A 14,812-nucleotide genomic window follows, 5' to 3' on the forward strand; every position below is an offset into this window, starting at 1 on the left:
AGAAATATGCGTCATTTACATGGGTACAAACCAGGACAAGAAAAAGGCCGTAACCCACGCCAATGCTGGGTTACGGCCCGATTAGGGGTTCAAAGTTCGGTCTAGGTTTGTCTGTGGCGGCGGCCTTGAATGGCCGCCGCTCGTTCAACTCGTCGAGATAGTTCTCGACTCCTTCGCCTTCACGCTCGAGAAAGTCGGCAACCGCCCGCGCGAACTTCGGCTGTGCAAGCCAGTGAGCGGACCAGGTCTGCACTGGCAGCAGGCCGCGCGCCATCTTGTGCTCACCTTGCGCACCGCCTTCGAAGCGCTTCATGCCATTGGCGATGCACCACTGCAGGGGCTGGTAGTAGCAGGCTTCGAAGTGCAGGAAAGGGATGTGTTCGACGGCTCCCCAGTAGCGTCCGAATGCCGCGCCTTGTTCAGTGTCGATCGCGATCAACGACGAGGCGACACGGCTGTCGCCGCGCCATGCAACGAAAAGCACCCAATGCTCAGGCATCGTCGCGGCCATGCGGCGAAAGAAGTCGCGTGTCAGGTACGGCGTTGAGTGGTGCGCGCGGTAGGTGAGGGTGTAGCAACGATAGAAGAACTCCCAGTCGCGCTCGGTGATCTCGCCGGCGGCGTGGGTGGTCAAGCGGACTCCTGATTCCGTGACGCGACGGCGCTCCTGCTGGACCTTCTTGCGCTTTTCTCGCTGGAGCGAGGATAAGTAATCGGCGAAGTCCGCGTAGGGTTCCGGCTCGCGATTGGTCCAGTGGAACTGGACCGTGCTGCGCATCATCCAGCCCGCGTTGATTGCGGCTTCGCGATCGGCATCGTTCAGAAACAGCACATGCGCCGATGAGAGTTTCGCATCGCGGGCGACTTGCGACATCGCGTGCAACAAAAGTTCTCGAGATGCGGTGTCGCGTGCGAGCAGGCGCGCACCCGGCACCGGGGTGAAGGGCACGGCGCAAAGAAGCTTGGGGTAGTAAGTGAGGCCATGCCGCTGGTATGCGTCCGCCCAAGCCCAGTCGAACACGTATTCGCCGTAGGAGTGATCCTTGAGGTAGAGCGGGCAGGCGGCAATCAACTCGTTGCCGTGCTCGACGACGAGGTATTGCGGCAGCCATCCGGTGTCGCCGATGGCACTGGCCGACTCATGCAGTGCGTTCAGGTACTCTTGGCGCATGAAGGGAGTGGGGGCCGCCTGCGATCGCAGTAACGCGTTCCAGCGCGCGGCATCGATGGCAGCGGGGTGATCGATCACCCGAATGACATAATCGTTCGAGCCTATTTCCTCGCGCATTGAGCGATGTTAGGTCCTCGACCTATCCCCTTGAACATCCATACCTAAACTAACCCGACTGAGGAGCGTCAATGAAACAAATCACCGCCATCGTCAAGCCGTTCAAGCTTGAGGAAGTCCGCGAAGCCCTGGCCGAAGTCGGAGTCACCGGCCTCACGGTCACCGAAGTCAAGGGTTTCGGCCGTCAGAAGGGCCATACAGAGTTGTACCGCGGGGCTGAGTACGTTGTCGACTTCCTGCCGAAGGTGAAAGTCGAAGTTGTCGTGAAGGACACCGACACCGACCGCTGCGTGGACGCGATCGTCAAGGCCGCGAAGACTGGCAAGATCGGCGACGGGAAGATTTTCGTGACTGCGGTCGAGCAGGTGGTGCGCATCCGCACCGGTGAGACCGACGAAGACGCAGTTTGAGGTTTTCGTAGCCCGGGCGAAATCCGAGCTACGTCTTCAAATGCGCCGGTAGTCGTCGGATCGCGACGCCACAAGCGCGGCGTTTGTGATCCGCGCCATCAACGTCGCGGCATCACTGTCCACCAGCAGCAATTTGCGCTGTGCCGCAGCCACGAATCCTCGGTCCTGCGTCTGATCGAGAAACTCAATCAGCTTGTCGTAGTAACCGTCGACGTTCAGTAGCGCGATAGGCTTGTCGTGGTAGCCCAACTGCCGCCAGGTCCACACCTCGAACAGCTCTTCGAAGGTTCCGATTCCACCGGGCAGGGCAATGAACGCATCGGAACGCTCCGCCATCATCTGCTTGCGCTCATGCATGGTCTCGACCACATGCAGTTCGTCGAGGCCCTGATGACCGAGCTCGCGCTGCATGAGCGATTGCGGAATCACGCCGACAGTGCGAGCACCCGAGGCAATTGCGGAATCGGCTACACGACCCATCAGGCCCGCGCGGCCTCCGCCGTACACCAGCTGCCAACCCGATCGTCCGATCAGCGTGCCGACCTCGTCGGCCGCGGCCGAATAGCTCGGCTCGCCGCCCGCGCGGGAGCCGCAGTAGACGCACAGCGACAAAGACGGGGGCATCATGTGCCGGTGGATACCGTATGCCAGATGGCGGCGACCCAGACCGAGGTGCACAGCATCAGCGAGAGAAATACTGCGGCACTCGCCAAGTCCTTCGCGCGCTTGGACAGATCGTGAAGTTCAAACGACACGCGGTCGACCACAGCTTCGATGCCTGAGTTGAGCAACTCCACGATCATCACCAGCAGTACCGATCCGGCCAACAGTCCGACCTCGACCCAGGTGCGGCCCAGCCAGAAGGCCATCGGAACAAGAAAGACCGCGAGCCACGTTTCCTGGCGGAAGGCGCTTTCGCCGCGATAGGCGGTCTTGAGGCCGGCCACGGAGTAGCCGGTGGCGCGAACAACCCGGTCGAATCCGGTACGGCCTTTGAATGGATTTGTCATCGGCCTTGATTGTGCCGCGAGTCAGTGGCGCTTCGACTCAGAGGCTGAGAGTATTTCGAGCGTGTCCGAGCAGCACGTCAAAAGGCGCCTGATCTAGGCGCAAAGCGCAACCATAGCTCGTGCTATGGCGAGCATTGGCATCGACGTGCAGGGGCCTTTTGGCGTGATGAGCGGGCATGATCGAAAAACTCTCAGCCTCTCATGTCTTCGGGAAAGTCGAGACGATTCTTGTGCCGCAGAGGGCGTCGTGAGGGAGCTGTCGCAACGGATTCAGCAGCGGTGTCAGCGCGTAGACGACCACCCCCCCAAGCAGTACGCCGAGAATCATGCGCGCGTCTTGAATACCCCAAACGTTGAGAGCGATGCAGGCGGGTAAAAACCACAGCCAGCTCAGTAGGTAACGCGCGAGTGCACGCCACGCCGTGAGTGGCGCGCCGTCTGTCCGCACGACCCGAATGCGCCAGGATTTCATGGCGAGCGTTTGCCCGCCATGCGACCAGAACCACACGAAGTACAGCCCCAGGACGACGAACAACACCGCCATCAAGCCGCTGCGCCCGACCATCGCGTGGCGCTGCTGGACGATTCCTGCATAGAAGAGGGCAGTGGTCATCACCACGCCAAAGAGCAACACGCCTTCGTAGACGAAGGCGGCGAGGCGATGGCGAAGGCTGGGTGCCGGGAGCTCGTTTTGGCCCGCGATCACCGCGCTCATGGGCGCGGAGTGGGCGTCGACGCCGCGGAAGATCGTGTCGCGGCCGCTTGCGGTCCGCGCTGGGGCAGAAGCGTCGTCTTGTCGACGAACTCGGGTGTCGCCGCGATCTTGGGCATGCCAGTCTGCTGATGGGCCGGAGGTGTCGGCCGTTTGGATATCAACGTGGTCGTCGCGCCGGGTTGGGCCTGAACCACGGTTGGGCCCACCGACTTTGGCGGCGCTGCATCAGACGGATTCGGGACGATGTTCGATTTGCGCTGCACCTTTTCCGAGCGCTGCCCATTCGGTTTTGATGCGGCCGCGGCCGCCTGGGGAGCGGCCCGAGCCTGCAACTGGCGCCTTTGCTCAGCAGGCAGTGCCTGATAGGCCTCCCACTGCGCTTGTCGGTCCTTCGGTGACACCCGCGTGGCCTGTTGGAATCCGATGCGGGCCTGCCCGCGCTCGGAGGGTGACAGCCGAGCCCATTCGCCCATGCGTGCTTGGATTCGCTCGCGTTCGGCCGGGGGCATGCCGGGAATGCGCTGTGCGATCTCGATCCACTTTTGCTTGCGGTCGGGGTCGATGGTCGACCAATCGCGTTCGAGCGGCTTCAGGGAGTTGCGCTGAATGGAGGTGAGTTCAGACCACTTCGGTCCGCTTTCTGCCGCCCCGGTTACCAGCGCGCCCGCATTGCCCTGTGGCCACACCATCTGTGAAACCAAGCCCAAAGTAGCAGCCAGCACGCTGATCGTCAGTGTGCTGATCAATTTCGAAAAGTGGGGGAGGCTGCGGCGCCGCATGGCGAGCCGCGTCAGTTGCGCGGGACTTTGAGAAATTCGACAAAGCCCGGGTCGCTGTATGCGGCGGGAGGAACGTCATCGGCCAGCAAGGCAGCATCTATTTCGGCGGCTGCGGCGATCTGCTGGCGGGTATGCATGTGTTCAATGAAGAAGAAGCCGGCGACGAGGGCGGCGATGGGCAGGGCGGATGCGAACTTGAACCACCAATCGGAGCGGCTTCTGCCGCCGCCCAGATTCAGGGCTGCAGAAGAGCCGTTGCCCACCATCTGCGTGCTGGTTGCGGCTTCAGCGCGGCGGGCCAAGCGAGCGCGTTCAAGGGCGAGTTCGCGAGAGGCTTTAAGCCGTTCGCTCACGTCGTGAGGGAGTTCGCACGAAGCTTCGCTCAGTCGGGCCGCGACGCGCAGCCCGAATCGAGCCTGGAGTGCCTCCAGGCCACCGGACGACAAAATGATGTTTGACTTCTTCATAGCTCTATTCCCTTGGCCTTCAGGGCTTTTGCCAAGGCATGCACCGCTCGGGAGCAGTGAGTCTTGACGCTTCCTTCGGAACAGCCCATCGCAGCGGCAGTCTCGGCAACATCGAGTTCTTCCCAGTAACGCAGCAAGAATGCCTCTCGTTGACGGCCGGGAAGCTGCTCGATCTGTCCTTCGATCGCTAGCAGGATTTGCGCCCTCGAAACCTGCTCGGACGCACTCTCAGAAGCGGTAGAGCCGTCTTGTGCCTCCAAAGTTTCCAGGATGTCGAAGTCGCCGTCATCCCCCGCGGACTCGAAGTCCGAGAAGTTTTTCATGATCGCGCCGCGCACCTTCTGGCGGCGAAACCAGTCCATGGTCGCGTTCGAGAGGATCCGCTGGAAGATGAGCGGGAGTTCGGCTACCGGGCGGTCGACGTACTTTTCGGCGAGGCGAATCATCGCGTCCTGGACAATGTCCAGCGCGGCTTCGTCGTCGCGAACGGCATACAAGGCGCGCTTGAATGCCCGCTTTTCGACGTTCTTGAGGAAGTCTGAGAGTTCTTTGTCGGATGCCAAGAGAAGGTTTGCCGTTGTGATCGGCCGAAAGCGGGCGCGATTATCTCATTGCGTTCCTTTCGCAATTTGAAATGAGCGGATCGTTGCAAACCAATGCAATAATGCTGCTTCGCACAACACAATTTTGGTCACAGGCTGGGCCTCCAACCGGGGCGCCACGCTTTTTGATTGCGCAGGTACCACACCCGCTTCACGAGAGCGCGGAAAGGTGCACCAATGGTTTTTCGTCAGAGAAATACTCAAAGGTTCAAGATGGACATGTCTGCCGCGGAAGTCAAGCGTGCCACTTCGGCACAACCGCACCCCTCCCAATCTTCCGAGCCCAATGGCTCCGAAATTCTCGTCCGATGTCTTCAGGCCGAAGGCGTGAAGTACCTCTGGGGTTACCCGGGCGGCGCGGTTCTCTACATCTACGACGCCCTGTACAAGCAAAACAGCATCGAGCACGTGCTGGTACGTCATGAACAGGCGGCCGTCCACGCTGCCGACGGGTATGCCCGTGCCACTGGTAACGTCGGCGTTGCCCTCGTCACCTCCGGTCCGGGCGTCACCAATGCCGTCACCGGCATTGCCACCGCGTACATGGATTCCACCCCAATGGTGATCATCACCGGGCAGGTTCCGACGCCGGCGATCGGCCTTGATGCCTTCCAGGAATGTGACACGGTCGGCATTACCCGCCCGATCGTCAAGCACAACTTCCTCGTGAAGGACGTGCGCGATCTGGCGACGACGCTCAAGAAGGCCTTCCATATCGCTCGCACCGGCCGTCCGGGGCCGGTGGTGGTCGATATTCCGAAGGACGTGTCGCTCAAGACCACGCAGTTCCACTATCCGCAGTCGGTGGAAATGCGCTCGTACAACCCAGTGCGCAAGGGTCATGGCGGTCAGATTCGCAAGGCCGTTCAGTTATTGTTGTCCGCCAAGCGACCGTACATCTACTCCGGCGGCGGCGTGATCCTGGGCAATGCGGCCGCGGAACTGCGTGAGCTGGTTGATATGCTGGGCGTTCCTTGCACCAACACTCTAATGGGCCTGGGAGCGTTCCCCGCGAGCGACCCGAAGTTCCTCGGCATGCTGGGCATGCATGGCACCTACGAAGCCAACATGACGATGCAAAACTGCGATGTCCTGTTGGCGGTGGGTGCCCGGTTCGACGACCGAGTGATCGGTAACCCCAGGCATTTCGCTTCAGTGGAACGCAAAATCGTCCACATCGACATCGACCCGTCGTCGATCTCCAAGCGTGTCAAGGTCGATATTCCCATCGTCGGCGACGTGAAGGACGTGCTGCAGGAATTGATCGTCCAGATCAAGGAAGCGCAAGGCAAGCCGGACGTGCAAATGCTGTCGGCGTGGTGGGGCCAGATCAATGAATGGCGCAAGCGCGAGTGCCTCAAGTACAAGAACAGCACCGAGGTCATCAAGCCGCAGTACGTGATCGAAAAGCTCTGGGAATTGACCAAGGGCCGCGACACCTACATCACGTCTGACGTGGGCCAGCACCAGATGTGGGCTGCGCAGTACTATCCCTTCAACGAGCCACGCCGTTGGATCAACTCTGGTGGTCTGGGCACGATGGGAGTGGGCCTGCCCTATGCCATGGGCATCAAGCTCGCCAAGCCCGACTCCGATGTGTTCTGCGTGACGGGCGAAGGCTCGATACAGATGTGCATTCAGGAGCTTTCGACCTGTCTGCAGTACCAGACGCCGGTGAAGATCGTCTCGTTGAACAACCGCTACCTTGGCATGGTTCGCCAGTGGCAGCAACTCGACTACGGCGGCCGCTATTCACACAGCTACATGGATGCATTGCCCGATTTCGTGAAGCTGGCCGAGGCTTATGGCCACGTCGGCCTGCTGGTCGAGAAGCCAGGCGACGTCGAGGGCGCGTTGCGTGAGGCCATCAGGCTCAAGGATCGAACCGTGTTCCTCGACATACGTACTGACCCGACGGAAAACGTCTGGCCAATGGTGCAGGCGGGCAAGGGCATTTCGGAGATGCTTCTCGGGTCCGAAGACCTGTGATGCGCTGAACGCAGGCGAGGGGCGGGGCGTTACCGCGCCCCCTCAGGAGCCTGCGGAATGCGCGGATCAACTTCGGCGACATCAACACTTCCATCGACAGCGTCGCCAAGGGCCGTCGGTTACCGCCGCCGGTCTGAAGAGCGCGCCCCACAACATGAAACACGTCATTGCTTTGCTGCTCGAGAACGAGCCCGGCGCGCTGTCGCGCGTGGTTGCCTTGTTTTCATCCCGTGGCTACAACATCGAGAGTCTGACCGTCGCGCCGACAGAAGACTCCTCGCTGTCACGCATGACTATTGTCACAACGGGATCCGACGACGTCATCGAGCAGATCACCAAGCACCTCAACCGGCTCATCGAGGTCGTCAAGGTCGTCGACCTCACTGAGGGTGCCTTCACAGAACGCGAGCTCATGCTCATCAAGGTTCGCGCGGTCGGCAAGGAGCGCGAGGAGATGAAGCGCATGGCTGACATTTTCCGCGGGCGCATTATCGACGTGACCGAGAAGAGCTACACCATTGAATTGACTGGTGACACGAGCAAACTTGATGCTTTCTTGGAAGCTATCGACCGTGCCGCCATCTTGGAAACCGTGCGCACCGGAACCAGCGGGATCGGTCGCGGCGAGCGCATCCTGCGCGTTTGACATCGGCCCGCAATTAATTGATTTCGAAGGAGATAGCAATGAAGGTTTATTACGACAAGGATGCAGACCTCAGCCTGATCAAAGGCAAGAACGTTGCCATCATCGGCTACGGTTCGCAAGGCCATGCGCACGCGCAAAACTTGAACGAGAGCGGCGTAAAGGTCACGGTTGGCCTGCGCAGGGGCGGACAGTCGTGGTCGAAGGTCGAAAAGGCCGGCCTCATGGTTGCTGAAATCGCCGACGCGGTGCGCGACGCCGACGTGGTGATGATCCTGCTGCCCGACGAGCAGATTGCCCAGGTCTACAAGAACGACATCGAGCCGAATATCAAGCAAGGCGCGTCGTTGGCCTTTGCCCACGGCTTCAACGTGCACTACGGCCAAGTCGTGCCGCGTGAAGACCTCGACGTTTGGATGGTGGCACCGAAGGCGCCGGGCCACACGGTGCGCAATACCTACACGCAAGGCGGCGGTGTGCCCCACCTGATTGCCGTGCATGCAGATAAGACCGGCAAGGCGCGTGATCTCGCGCTGTCCTACGCGGCAGCGAATGGTGGCGGCAAGGCCGGCATCATTGAGACCAATTTCCGTGAAGAAACGGAGACCGACCTGTTTGGCGAACAAGCGGTTCTGTGCGGTGGCACTGTCGAGCTGATCAAAGCTGGCTTCGAGACTCTGACCGAGGCTGGCTACGCACCTGAGATGGCCTACTTCGAGTGTCTGCACGAACTCAAGTTGATCGTCGACTTGATTTATGAGGGCGGCATCGCCAACATGAATTACTCGATCTCCAACAACGCTGAGTACGGGGAGTACGTGACGGGGCCGAAGGTGGTGACTGAGGACACGAAGAACGCGATGCGCCAGTGTCTGAAGGACATTCAGACTGGCGAATACGCGAAGAGCTTCATCCTTGAAAACCGCGCCGGTGCGCCGACTCTGCTGTCCCGTCGTCGTCTGACCGCCGAGCATCCGATCGAGCAAGTGGGCGAAAAGTTGCGCGCAATGATGCCTTGGATCAAGGCGAACAAGCTCGTGGACAAGAGCCGCAACTGATCCTCTTTTGCGACGCCAGTCAAGGGCCGACCTCGGGCGGCCTTTTTCAAATCTGCGGAGTCGCACTGTGATGCTGCTAGGCTCGGTGGTCGACCAACAGTCGACTCGTCTGGAGTGACATCACTCGCCTCGACCGCCCTTCTCATTCGTTTTGGGTTTATTGATTTCGCATGTCATCGAGCAAAACTGAACTTATTGCGAAATCGCTCCTTTATCGCCTGAGAGCCTGAAGAATGCCATAGGTGCACGCGAGACCTCGAAAGGGGGGGGCTGATGTATCCTCCCGCTCCATGAATTCCTACCCGACACCGCAAGGCTAATGAACGAGATGCACGACGGGACTTCCCCAACGCCAGAACGGTCTCCGGTACTCGTGCGGCCGCGGCGTAAGGGCATCTACATTCTGCCCAATCTTTTCACACTTGCTGCGCTCTTCGGTGGCTTTTACGCCATCGTGATGGCAATGAACGGGCAGTTCGAGCAGGCGGCATACGGCATCTTCATCGCGGCCGTGCTTGACAGTCTTGATGGTCGCGTCGCGCGGATGACGAACACGCAAAGCGCGTTCGGTGAACAAATGGACAGCCTGTCCGACATGGTGAGCTTCGGTGCGGCGCCGGCACTTATCGTCTACGAATGGGCGCTGAAGGGGCTCGGCAAGCTCGGCTGGATCGCTGCCTTCGTTTACTGCTCTGGCGCCGCACTTAGGCTTGCGCGCTTCAATACCAACATCACCGTCGTCGACAAACGCTTCTTCCAGGGGCTTCCAAGCCCGGCTGCAGCTGCCGTGCTGATCGGCTTCATCTGGGTGATGGACGATTCGGGCTACAAAGGGGTCTCGAAGATCGACTGGCTGGCATGGTGCGCGTTTGGTGTCACGTTGTACGCGGGGCTCACGATGGTCACCAATGTACCGTTCTACAGCTTCAAGGATGTGAGCTTCAAACGCACCGTACCTTTTATCGTGATCGTCGCGATAGCCCTCGGCTTCGCGGTCATCACGATCCATCCGCCGATTGTGTTGTTCAGCGTCTTCCTCGTGTATGGCCTCTCGGGCTACGCTGTCTACGCGTACAAGCGTGTGAAGGGCAAGCCGGTGAGCGTTATCGCGACATCGACTGACGAACCCGACGAGCAAGGTTTGCATCGCTGAAACGCGTGCTATATTCTCCAACTATGACGTTCACGTTCGCAACCTCGCTACTGCTTCTAGGAGAGCCGCGGGTTCGCTGATCGTCCACGTCCAAACGTTTTCGTCTCAACGGCCCGTATGCAACCAGCAGCGGGCCGTTTTGCTTTCTCAATGGTGCTGGTTGCGAACATGACTCATAAGGGAACATCCATGTTGAAGCAACCGCACACAAAGTACCGAGCATGCAAGCCGGTCGAACTTGCCGACCGGACTTGGCCCGACGCCGTTCTGAGCCGCGCGCCCCTGTGGTGCAGCGTGGACCTTCGCGACGGCAATCAGGCTCTGATCGAACCCATGGATTCGCCGCGCAAGCTGCGGATGTTCGAGATGCTGGTGCGCATTGGCTTCAAGGAAATCGAGGTTGGCTTTCCTTCCTCATCGCAGACTGAGTTCGACTTCATCCGCAAGCTGATCGAAGAAGACTTGGTGCCCGAAGACGTGACGATTCAGGTGTTGACGCAGGCGCGCAGCGAGCTGATTCATCGCACCTTCGAGGCGCTCAAAGGCGCGCGACGCGCCGTGGTTCATATCTACAACGCAACTGCGCCGATCATGCGTCGCGTGGTTCTCGGCACTGACGAAGACGGCATCATTGGGCTCGCAACCTCGAATGCGAGACTCATTCGGGAACTGGCCTCAAGGCAACCTGAGACCGACTTCATCTTTGAGTACTCGCCGGAGACTTTCTCAGGCACCGAACTGGCGTTCGCCAAGCGCGTTGTCGATGCTGTTACCGACGTGTGGCAGCCCACGCCCGAGCGCAAGTGCATTATCAATCTGCCTTCCACGATCGAGCATTCCACGCCCAACATCTTTGCGGACATGATCGAGTGGATGCATCGGCACATCGACCGCCGCGACAGCGTTGTGCTGTCGGTTCATCCGCACAACGATCGCGGCACCGGCACGGCAGCTGGTGAGCTCGCCTTGATGGCTGGTGCCGATCGCATTGAGGGTTGTCTCTTTGGCAACGGTGAGCGCACCGGCAACGTCGATCTGGTCAACATCGCGCTCAATCTGTACACGCAAGGAGTGTCGCCGGGTCTGGACTTTTCCGACATCGATGAGATTCGCCGGTGCGCAGAGCATTGCAATCAACTGCCAGTGCACCCGAGGCATCCGTATGCAGGAGACCTCGTTTACACCTCCTTTTCGGGTTCGCATCAGGATGCCATCAAGAAGGCCTTCGCTGCGCGGTGCGAAGACGACGTCTGGGACATGCCTTACCTGCCCATCGACCCGAAGGATCTCGGGCGCAACTACGACGCAGTGATTCGCGTAAACAGCCAGTCGGGCAAGGGCGGCATCTCGTACCTCCTTGAAACTGAATACGGTGTCGAGTTGCCGCGCCGCCTGCAGATCGAGTTCAGTCAGGTCGTGCAAGGCGTGATGGACGACAGCGGCAAAGAACTGGCTGCGTCCGACATCTGGAACATCTTCCAACGCGAGTACGGCATCGGAGACTTCGCCCAGGCCCGAGTAACGCATCCGGTGTTCACTGGCGAGGCCCTGCGATTGTCGGCGGTCGTGCAAATCGGCGGACGAGAGTTCAGTGTCGACGGCGTTGGGTCAGGGCCGATCGATGCCTTTGTGAGCGGATTGAACCGACATCTGGGCGGCTCGCCGCTTCGTGTGCTCGACTACCACGAGCATTCAATCGGCAGCGGTGCGGATGCCCAAGCCGTGGCCTATCTCGAACTGCGCATTGGGGGCGAGCTGACGCAGTTCGGTGTGGGCATCGACGCCAATATCGTGTCGGCGTCGCTCAAGGCCATCACTTCGGGCCTTTATCGCGCAATGCGTCGTGATGCATTGCGCTTCGAACCAGCCGCACTCGCCTAAGATCGCAGTCAATATACGCTGAGGAATCATCATGAGCGACAAACTGATCATTTTTGACACGACGCTTCGCGACGGCGAGCAGTCTCCCGGGGCATCGATGACCAAGGACGAGAAGCTACGCATCGCGAGGCAGCTCGAGAGGCTTCGCGTCGACGTGATCGAGGCCGGCTTTGCGGCATCGAGCAACGGTGATTTCGAAGCGGTCAAGTCGATCGCGGACCATGTTCGAGAATCCACGGTGTGCTCACTGGCACGAGCAAATGACCGTGACATTTCTCGGGCGGCGGAGGCCTTGAAGGGTGCCGCCCGCTCGCGAATTCACACCTTCATCGCCACCAGTGCGTTGCACATGGAGAAAAAGCTGCGCATGACGCCCGACCATGTGTTGGAGCAGGCCAAGCTCTCGGTGCGATTCGCTCGCAACCTCACCGACGACATCGAATTTTCGCCAGAAGACGGCTTCCGGTCTGATCCCGACTTCCTGTGCCGCGTGCTTGAAGCAGTGATCGCCGAAGGTGCCACCACAGTCAACATCCCGGACACAGTCGGGTATGCGATTCCCGAGCTCTACGGCAATTTCATCCTCGATCTACGCCAACGTGTGCCGAATTCAGACAAGGCGATCTGGTCGGTGCACTGCCACAACGATCTCGGCATGGCTGTCGCGAACTCGCTGGCAGGGGTGAAAATCGGCGGTGCACGGCAAATCGAGTGCACGATCAACGGCCTCGGTGAGCGCGCGGGCAACTGCTCACTTGAGGAGGTGGTGATGGCCGTGAAGACGCGTCGAGACTATTTCGGCCTGGACCTCGGCATTGATGCGACACAGATCGTTCCGGCGTCGCGCCTCGTTTCGCAAACGACCGGATTCGTCGTGCAGCCCAACAAGGCGGTCGTCGGTGCCAATGCGTTCGCGCACGCATCCGGTATCCATCAAGACGGCGTGCTCAAGGCGCGAGATACGTACGAGATCATGCGGGCCGAAGATGTGGGTTGGTCGACCAACAAGCTTGTGCTTGGCAAGCTGTCGGGGCGAAATGCCTTCAAGCAGCGCCTCCAGGATCTGGGCATTGAGATGGAGTCCGAAGCTGAGATCAATGCTGCCTTCGCGAAATTCAAGGAACTTGCCGACCGCAAGAGTGACATCTTTGACGAGGACATTCTGGCGCTCGTGATGGATGAATCGGTGAGTACCGAACATGAGCACTACCGCCTTCTTGCGCTCTCACAGCGCTCAGAGATGGGTGAGCGACCGCATGCCAAGGTCGCGTTCGCCGCCGGTGATCAAGAGCATCACGCTGAGTCCGATGGCAACGGACCGGTGGATGCGAGCCTCAAGGCCATCGAGTCCGAGATTCAAAGTGGCGCCGAAATGCAGCTGTATTCGGTTAATGCCATTACATCCGGAAGCACAGAATCTCAAGGCGAAGTGACGGTTCGACTGCAGCACGGGGGGCGGGTCGTCAACGGCGTCGGCGCCGATCCGGACATCGTCGTGGCATCCGCCAAGGCCTATTTGTCGGCGTTGAACAAACTGCACAGCAAGAATGAGCGCGTCGCTGCCCAAGGTTGATTTGCGACATTTGTCACAAATTAAACGACTCAAGGTAACTCGAGGAGCGCGACGTAAGTCATTGATATTGTGCGGTCTTTTTGTATCACCTACACTGGCACCACCCGTGTGAGCAAGGTTCTCGTGCTGTATTTGTCAAAATTCGCGTCTGCAGCGATCGTGGCCATTTCGGCGGCGCTCTGCCTGGCTTCCCCAACGGAAGCGGACGCTGCCATGGCGAAAAAGAAGGCCAAGGTTTCTACTGCGCGCGTCGCAGCTCGCAATATCAAACACATCCGCTCGGTCGACGAGGTCGAGCCTGCCCATGTGTCGTTCGGCCAGATGGCCGGCCTGCATTCAACTCCCGACGCCCTCTCGTTGAAGTCGGGCGTCGCCCTTGTCCTCGACCAAGACACCAATGAAGTCTTGTTCAGCAAGAATTCGCAAGCGGTCTTGCCGATCGCGTCGCTCACGAAACTGATGACCGCGGTCGTAGTGACTGAAGCCAAGCTTCCCCTCGACGAGGCGTTGACGGTCACGCAAGACGACGTCGACACCGAGAAGCACAGCCGTTCGCGGCTGAAGGTTGGCACGCAGCTCACGCGCGGTGAAATGCTGCACTTGGCGCTGATGTCCTCCGAGAACCGCGCCGCGCACGCACTGGGTCGCCACTACCCAGGTGGTCTCGATGCATTTGTTGCCGCGATGAACCAGAAGGCGCAAGAACTCGGCATGGCGGACACCAAGTATGTTGAGCCCACGGGTTTGTCGAGCCGCAATCAGTCAAGTGCGCGAGACCTCGCAACGCTGGTGAAGGCCGCTCACGGGCACCAGATCATTCGCGAGCTGTCGACCTCGCCGGAATATAAAGTTGCCATCGGCAATCGCCAGATGCAGTTTCGCAATACGAACATGCTGGTGCGCAACCCGACCTGGGACATCGGCCTGCAGAAGACGGGCTACATCACTGAAGCGGGCCGCTGTCTCGTGATGCAAGCTCAAATGGCGGGTCGCAAGCTGATCATGGTCTTCCTGGACTCCGCCGGCTCTCATTCGCGCATCGGCGATGCGGAGCGGGTTCGCAAGTGGATCAACGAGACGAATCCGACCGCGAATGCAGTTGCGGTGCCTAAGGTTACGTCGTAAGGATTTGGCCCGGAATAGGTTCCCGTTTTGGGGGCGCTGGGCGGGCGCGCTGCGGCGTTGCTCCTCACTTGTGTGGCTCGCCACACGGCGCTCGGAGCGCCTTGCATCGCATCCCGCCC

General features: G+C 59.8%; 15 protein-coding genes. 8 read left to right on the plus strand and 7 right to left on the minus strand.

Annotated features, from left to right (window positions below; translation table 11 throughout):
* Positions 1 to 70 precede the first annotated feature (70 nt).
* Positions 71 to 1,288 (minus strand): GNAT family N-acetyltransferase, encoded by a 1,218-nt coding sequence (locus tag AC30NL_RS16325; RefSeq protein ID WP_489465055.1) that lies wholly within the window; start codon positions 1,286 to 1,288, stop codon positions 71 to 73.
* Positions 1,289 to 1,359: 71 nt separating this feature from the next.
* Here AC30NL_RS16325 and AC30NL_RS16330 point away from each other — a divergent pair, with 71 nt between their 5' ends.
* A complete protein-coding gene (locus AC30NL_RS16330) occupies positions 1,360 to 1,698 on the plus strand; it encodes a P-II family nitrogen regulator (protein ID WP_489465056.1) in 339 nt (112 codons plus the stop codon).
* A 36-nt stretch (positions 1,699 to 1,734) separates the two neighbouring features.
* On the opposite strand, the gene AC30NL_RS16335 is transcribed toward AC30NL_RS16330, so the two are convergent.
* The 6 genes from AC30NL_RS16335 to AC30NL_RS16360 form a co-directional block, all read right to left on the minus strand.
* Positions 1,735 to 2,325 carry an LOG family protein gene (locus tag AC30NL_RS16335; protein ID WP_489465057.1) on the minus strand — a complete coding sequence of 197 codons (591 nt, stop codon included), beginning with the start codon at positions 2,323 to 2,325 and terminating at the stop codon, positions 1,735 to 1,737.
* Positions 2,322 to 2,708, minus strand: coding sequence for a diacylglycerol kinase (locus tag AC30NL_RS16340; RefSeq protein ID WP_489465058.1), 387 nt, complete (start codon positions 2,706 to 2,708; stop codon positions 2,322 to 2,324). Before AC30NL_RS16340 ends, AC30NL_RS16335 begins: the two co-directional genes overlap by 4 nt.
* Positions 2,709 to 2,907: 199 nt before the next feature.
* Positions 2,908 to 3,423, minus strand: coding sequence for an RDD family protein (locus AC30NL_RS16345; RefSeq protein ID WP_489465059.1), 516 nt, complete (start codon positions 3,421 to 3,423; stop codon positions 2,908 to 2,910).
* Entirely contained in the window at positions 3,420 to 4,169 is a 750-nt protein-coding gene (locus tag AC30NL_RS16350) for a DUF3106 domain-containing protein (RefSeq protein WP_489465060.1), read from the minus strand. Before AC30NL_RS16350 ends, AC30NL_RS16345 begins: the two co-directional genes overlap by 4 nt.
* 44 nt (positions 4,170 to 4,213) lie before the next feature.
* The gene (locus AC30NL_RS16355) at positions 4,214 to 4,669 is read right to left on the minus strand and encodes a DUF3619 family protein (protein ID WP_489465061.1); all 456 of its coding nucleotides are present in this window, start codon (positions 4,667 to 4,669) and stop codon (positions 4,214 to 4,216) included.
* A complete protein-coding gene (locus AC30NL_RS16360) occupies positions 4,666 to 5,232 on the minus strand; it encodes an RNA polymerase sigma factor (RefSeq protein ID WP_489465062.1) in 567 nt (188 codons plus the stop codon). The genes AC30NL_RS16355 and AC30NL_RS16360 overlap by 4 nt, the downstream gene beginning before the upstream one ends.
* Positions 5,233 to 5,484: 252 nt before the next feature.
* On the opposite strand from AC30NL_RS16360, the gene AC30NL_RS16365 reads away from it, so the two are divergent.
* The 7 genes from AC30NL_RS16365 to pbpG all read left to right on the plus strand — a co-directional run bounded on the left by AC30NL_RS16365 (position 5,485) and on the right by pbpG (position 14,693).
* Positions 5,485 to 7,260: an acetolactate synthase 3 catalytic subunit gene (locus tag AC30NL_RS16365; protein ID WP_489465063.1), complete on the plus strand. Its 1,776-nt coding sequence runs from the start codon at positions 5,485 to 5,487 to the stop codon at positions 7,258 to 7,260.
* Positions 7,261 to 7,414: 154 nt separating this feature from the next.
* On the plus strand, positions 7,415 to 7,906 hold the full coding sequence (gene ilvN, locus AC30NL_RS16370) for an acetolactate synthase small subunit (protein WP_489465064.1): 492 nt from the start codon (positions 7,415 to 7,417) through the stop codon (positions 7,904 to 7,906).
* Between the two features lie 38 nt (positions 7,907 to 7,944).
* The gene (gene ilvC, locus AC30NL_RS16375) at positions 7,945 to 8,961 is read left to right on the plus strand and encodes a ketol-acid reductoisomerase (RefSeq protein WP_489465065.1); all 1,017 of its coding nucleotides are present in this window, start codon (positions 7,945 to 7,947) and stop codon (positions 8,959 to 8,961) included.
* A gap of 328 nt (positions 8,962 to 9,289) precedes the next feature.
* A complete protein-coding gene (gene pssA, locus AC30NL_RS16380; RefSeq protein WP_489465068.1) occupies positions 9,290 to 10,114 on the plus strand; it encodes a CDP-diacylglycerol--serine O-phosphatidyltransferase in 825 nt (274 codons plus the stop codon).
* 189 nt (positions 10,115 to 10,303) lie between these two features.
* Positions 10,304 to 11,995 carry a 2-isopropylmalate synthase gene (gene leuA, locus AC30NL_RS16385; RefSeq protein ID WP_489465066.1) on the plus strand — a complete coding sequence of 564 codons (1,692 nt, stop codon included), beginning with the start codon at positions 10,304 to 10,306 and terminating at the stop codon, positions 11,993 to 11,995.
* A 31-nt stretch (positions 11,996 to 12,026) separates the two neighbouring features.
* The gene (locus AC30NL_RS16390; protein ID WP_489465067.1) at positions 12,027 to 13,568 is read left to right on the plus strand and encodes a 2-isopropylmalate synthase; all 1,542 of its coding nucleotides are present in this window, start codon (positions 12,027 to 12,029) and stop codon (positions 13,566 to 13,568) included.
* 156 nt (positions 13,569 to 13,724) lie between these two features.
* Complete coding sequence (gene pbpG / locus AC30NL_RS16395) at positions 13,725 to 14,693, plus strand: D-alanyl-D-alanine endopeptidase (protein WP_489465069.1); 969 nt, start codon at positions 13,725 to 13,727, stop codon at positions 14,691 to 14,693.
* The last annotated feature ends 119 nt before the right edge of the window (positions 14,694 to 14,812 follow it).

The sequence above is a fragment of the Rhizobacter sp. genome, from assembly GCA_021153565.1.
Lineage (GTDB): Bacteria > Pseudomonadota > Gammaproteobacteria > Burkholderiales > Burkholderiaceae_C > Albitalea.

What these genes read in the sequence shown, in the direction of transcription:
- AC30NL_RS16340 (WP_489465058.1), bottom strand. Translation starts at nt 2,708, where the DNA reads ATGACAAATCCATTCAAAGGCCGTACCGGATTCGACCGGGTTGTTCGC.
- AC30NL_RS16355 (WP_489465061.1), bottom strand. Translation starts at nt 4,669, where the DNA reads ATGAAGAAGTCAAACATCATTTTGTCGTCCGGTGGCCTGGAGGCACTC.
- AC30NL_RS16365 (WP_489465063.1), top strand. Translation starts at nt 5,485, where the DNA reads ATGGACATGTCTGCCGCGGAAGTCAAGCGTGCCACTTCGGCACAACCG.
- AC30NL_RS16330 (WP_489465056.1), top strand. Translation starts at nt 1,360, where the DNA reads ATGAAACAAATCACCGCCATCGTCAAGCCGTTCAAGCTTGAGGAAGTC.
- AC30NL_RS16345 (WP_489465059.1), bottom strand. Translation starts at nt 3,423, where the DNA reads ATGAGCGCGGTGATCGCGGGCCAAAACGAGCTCCCGGCACCCAGCCTT.
- AC30NL_RS16390 (WP_489465067.1), top strand. Translation starts at nt 12,027, where the DNA reads ATGAGCGACAAACTGATCATTTTTGACACGACGCTTCGCGACGGCGAG.
- leuA (WP_489465066.1), top strand. Translation starts at nt 10,304, where the DNA reads ATGTTGAAGCAACCGCACACAAAGTACCGAGCATGCAAGCCGGTCGAA.
- AC30NL_RS16335 (WP_489465057.1), bottom strand. Translation starts at nt 2,325, where the DNA reads ATGATGCCCCCGTCTTTGTCGCTGTGCGTCTACTGCGGCTCCCGCGCG.
- pssA (WP_489465068.1), top strand. Translation starts at nt 9,290, where the DNA reads ATGCACGACGGGACTTCCCCAACGCCAGAACGGTCTCCGGTACTCGTG.
- ilvC (WP_489465065.1), top strand. Translation starts at nt 7,945, where the DNA reads ATGAAGGTTTATTACGACAAGGATGCAGACCTCAGCCTGATCAAAGGC.
- AC30NL_RS16325 (WP_489465055.1), bottom strand. Translation starts at nt 1,288, where the DNA reads ATGCGCGAGGAAATAGGCTCGAACGATTATGTCATTCGGGTGATCGAT.
- ilvN (WP_489465064.1), top strand. Translation starts at nt 7,415, where the DNA reads ATGAAACACGTCATTGCTTTGCTGCTCGAGAACGAGCCCGGCGCGCTG.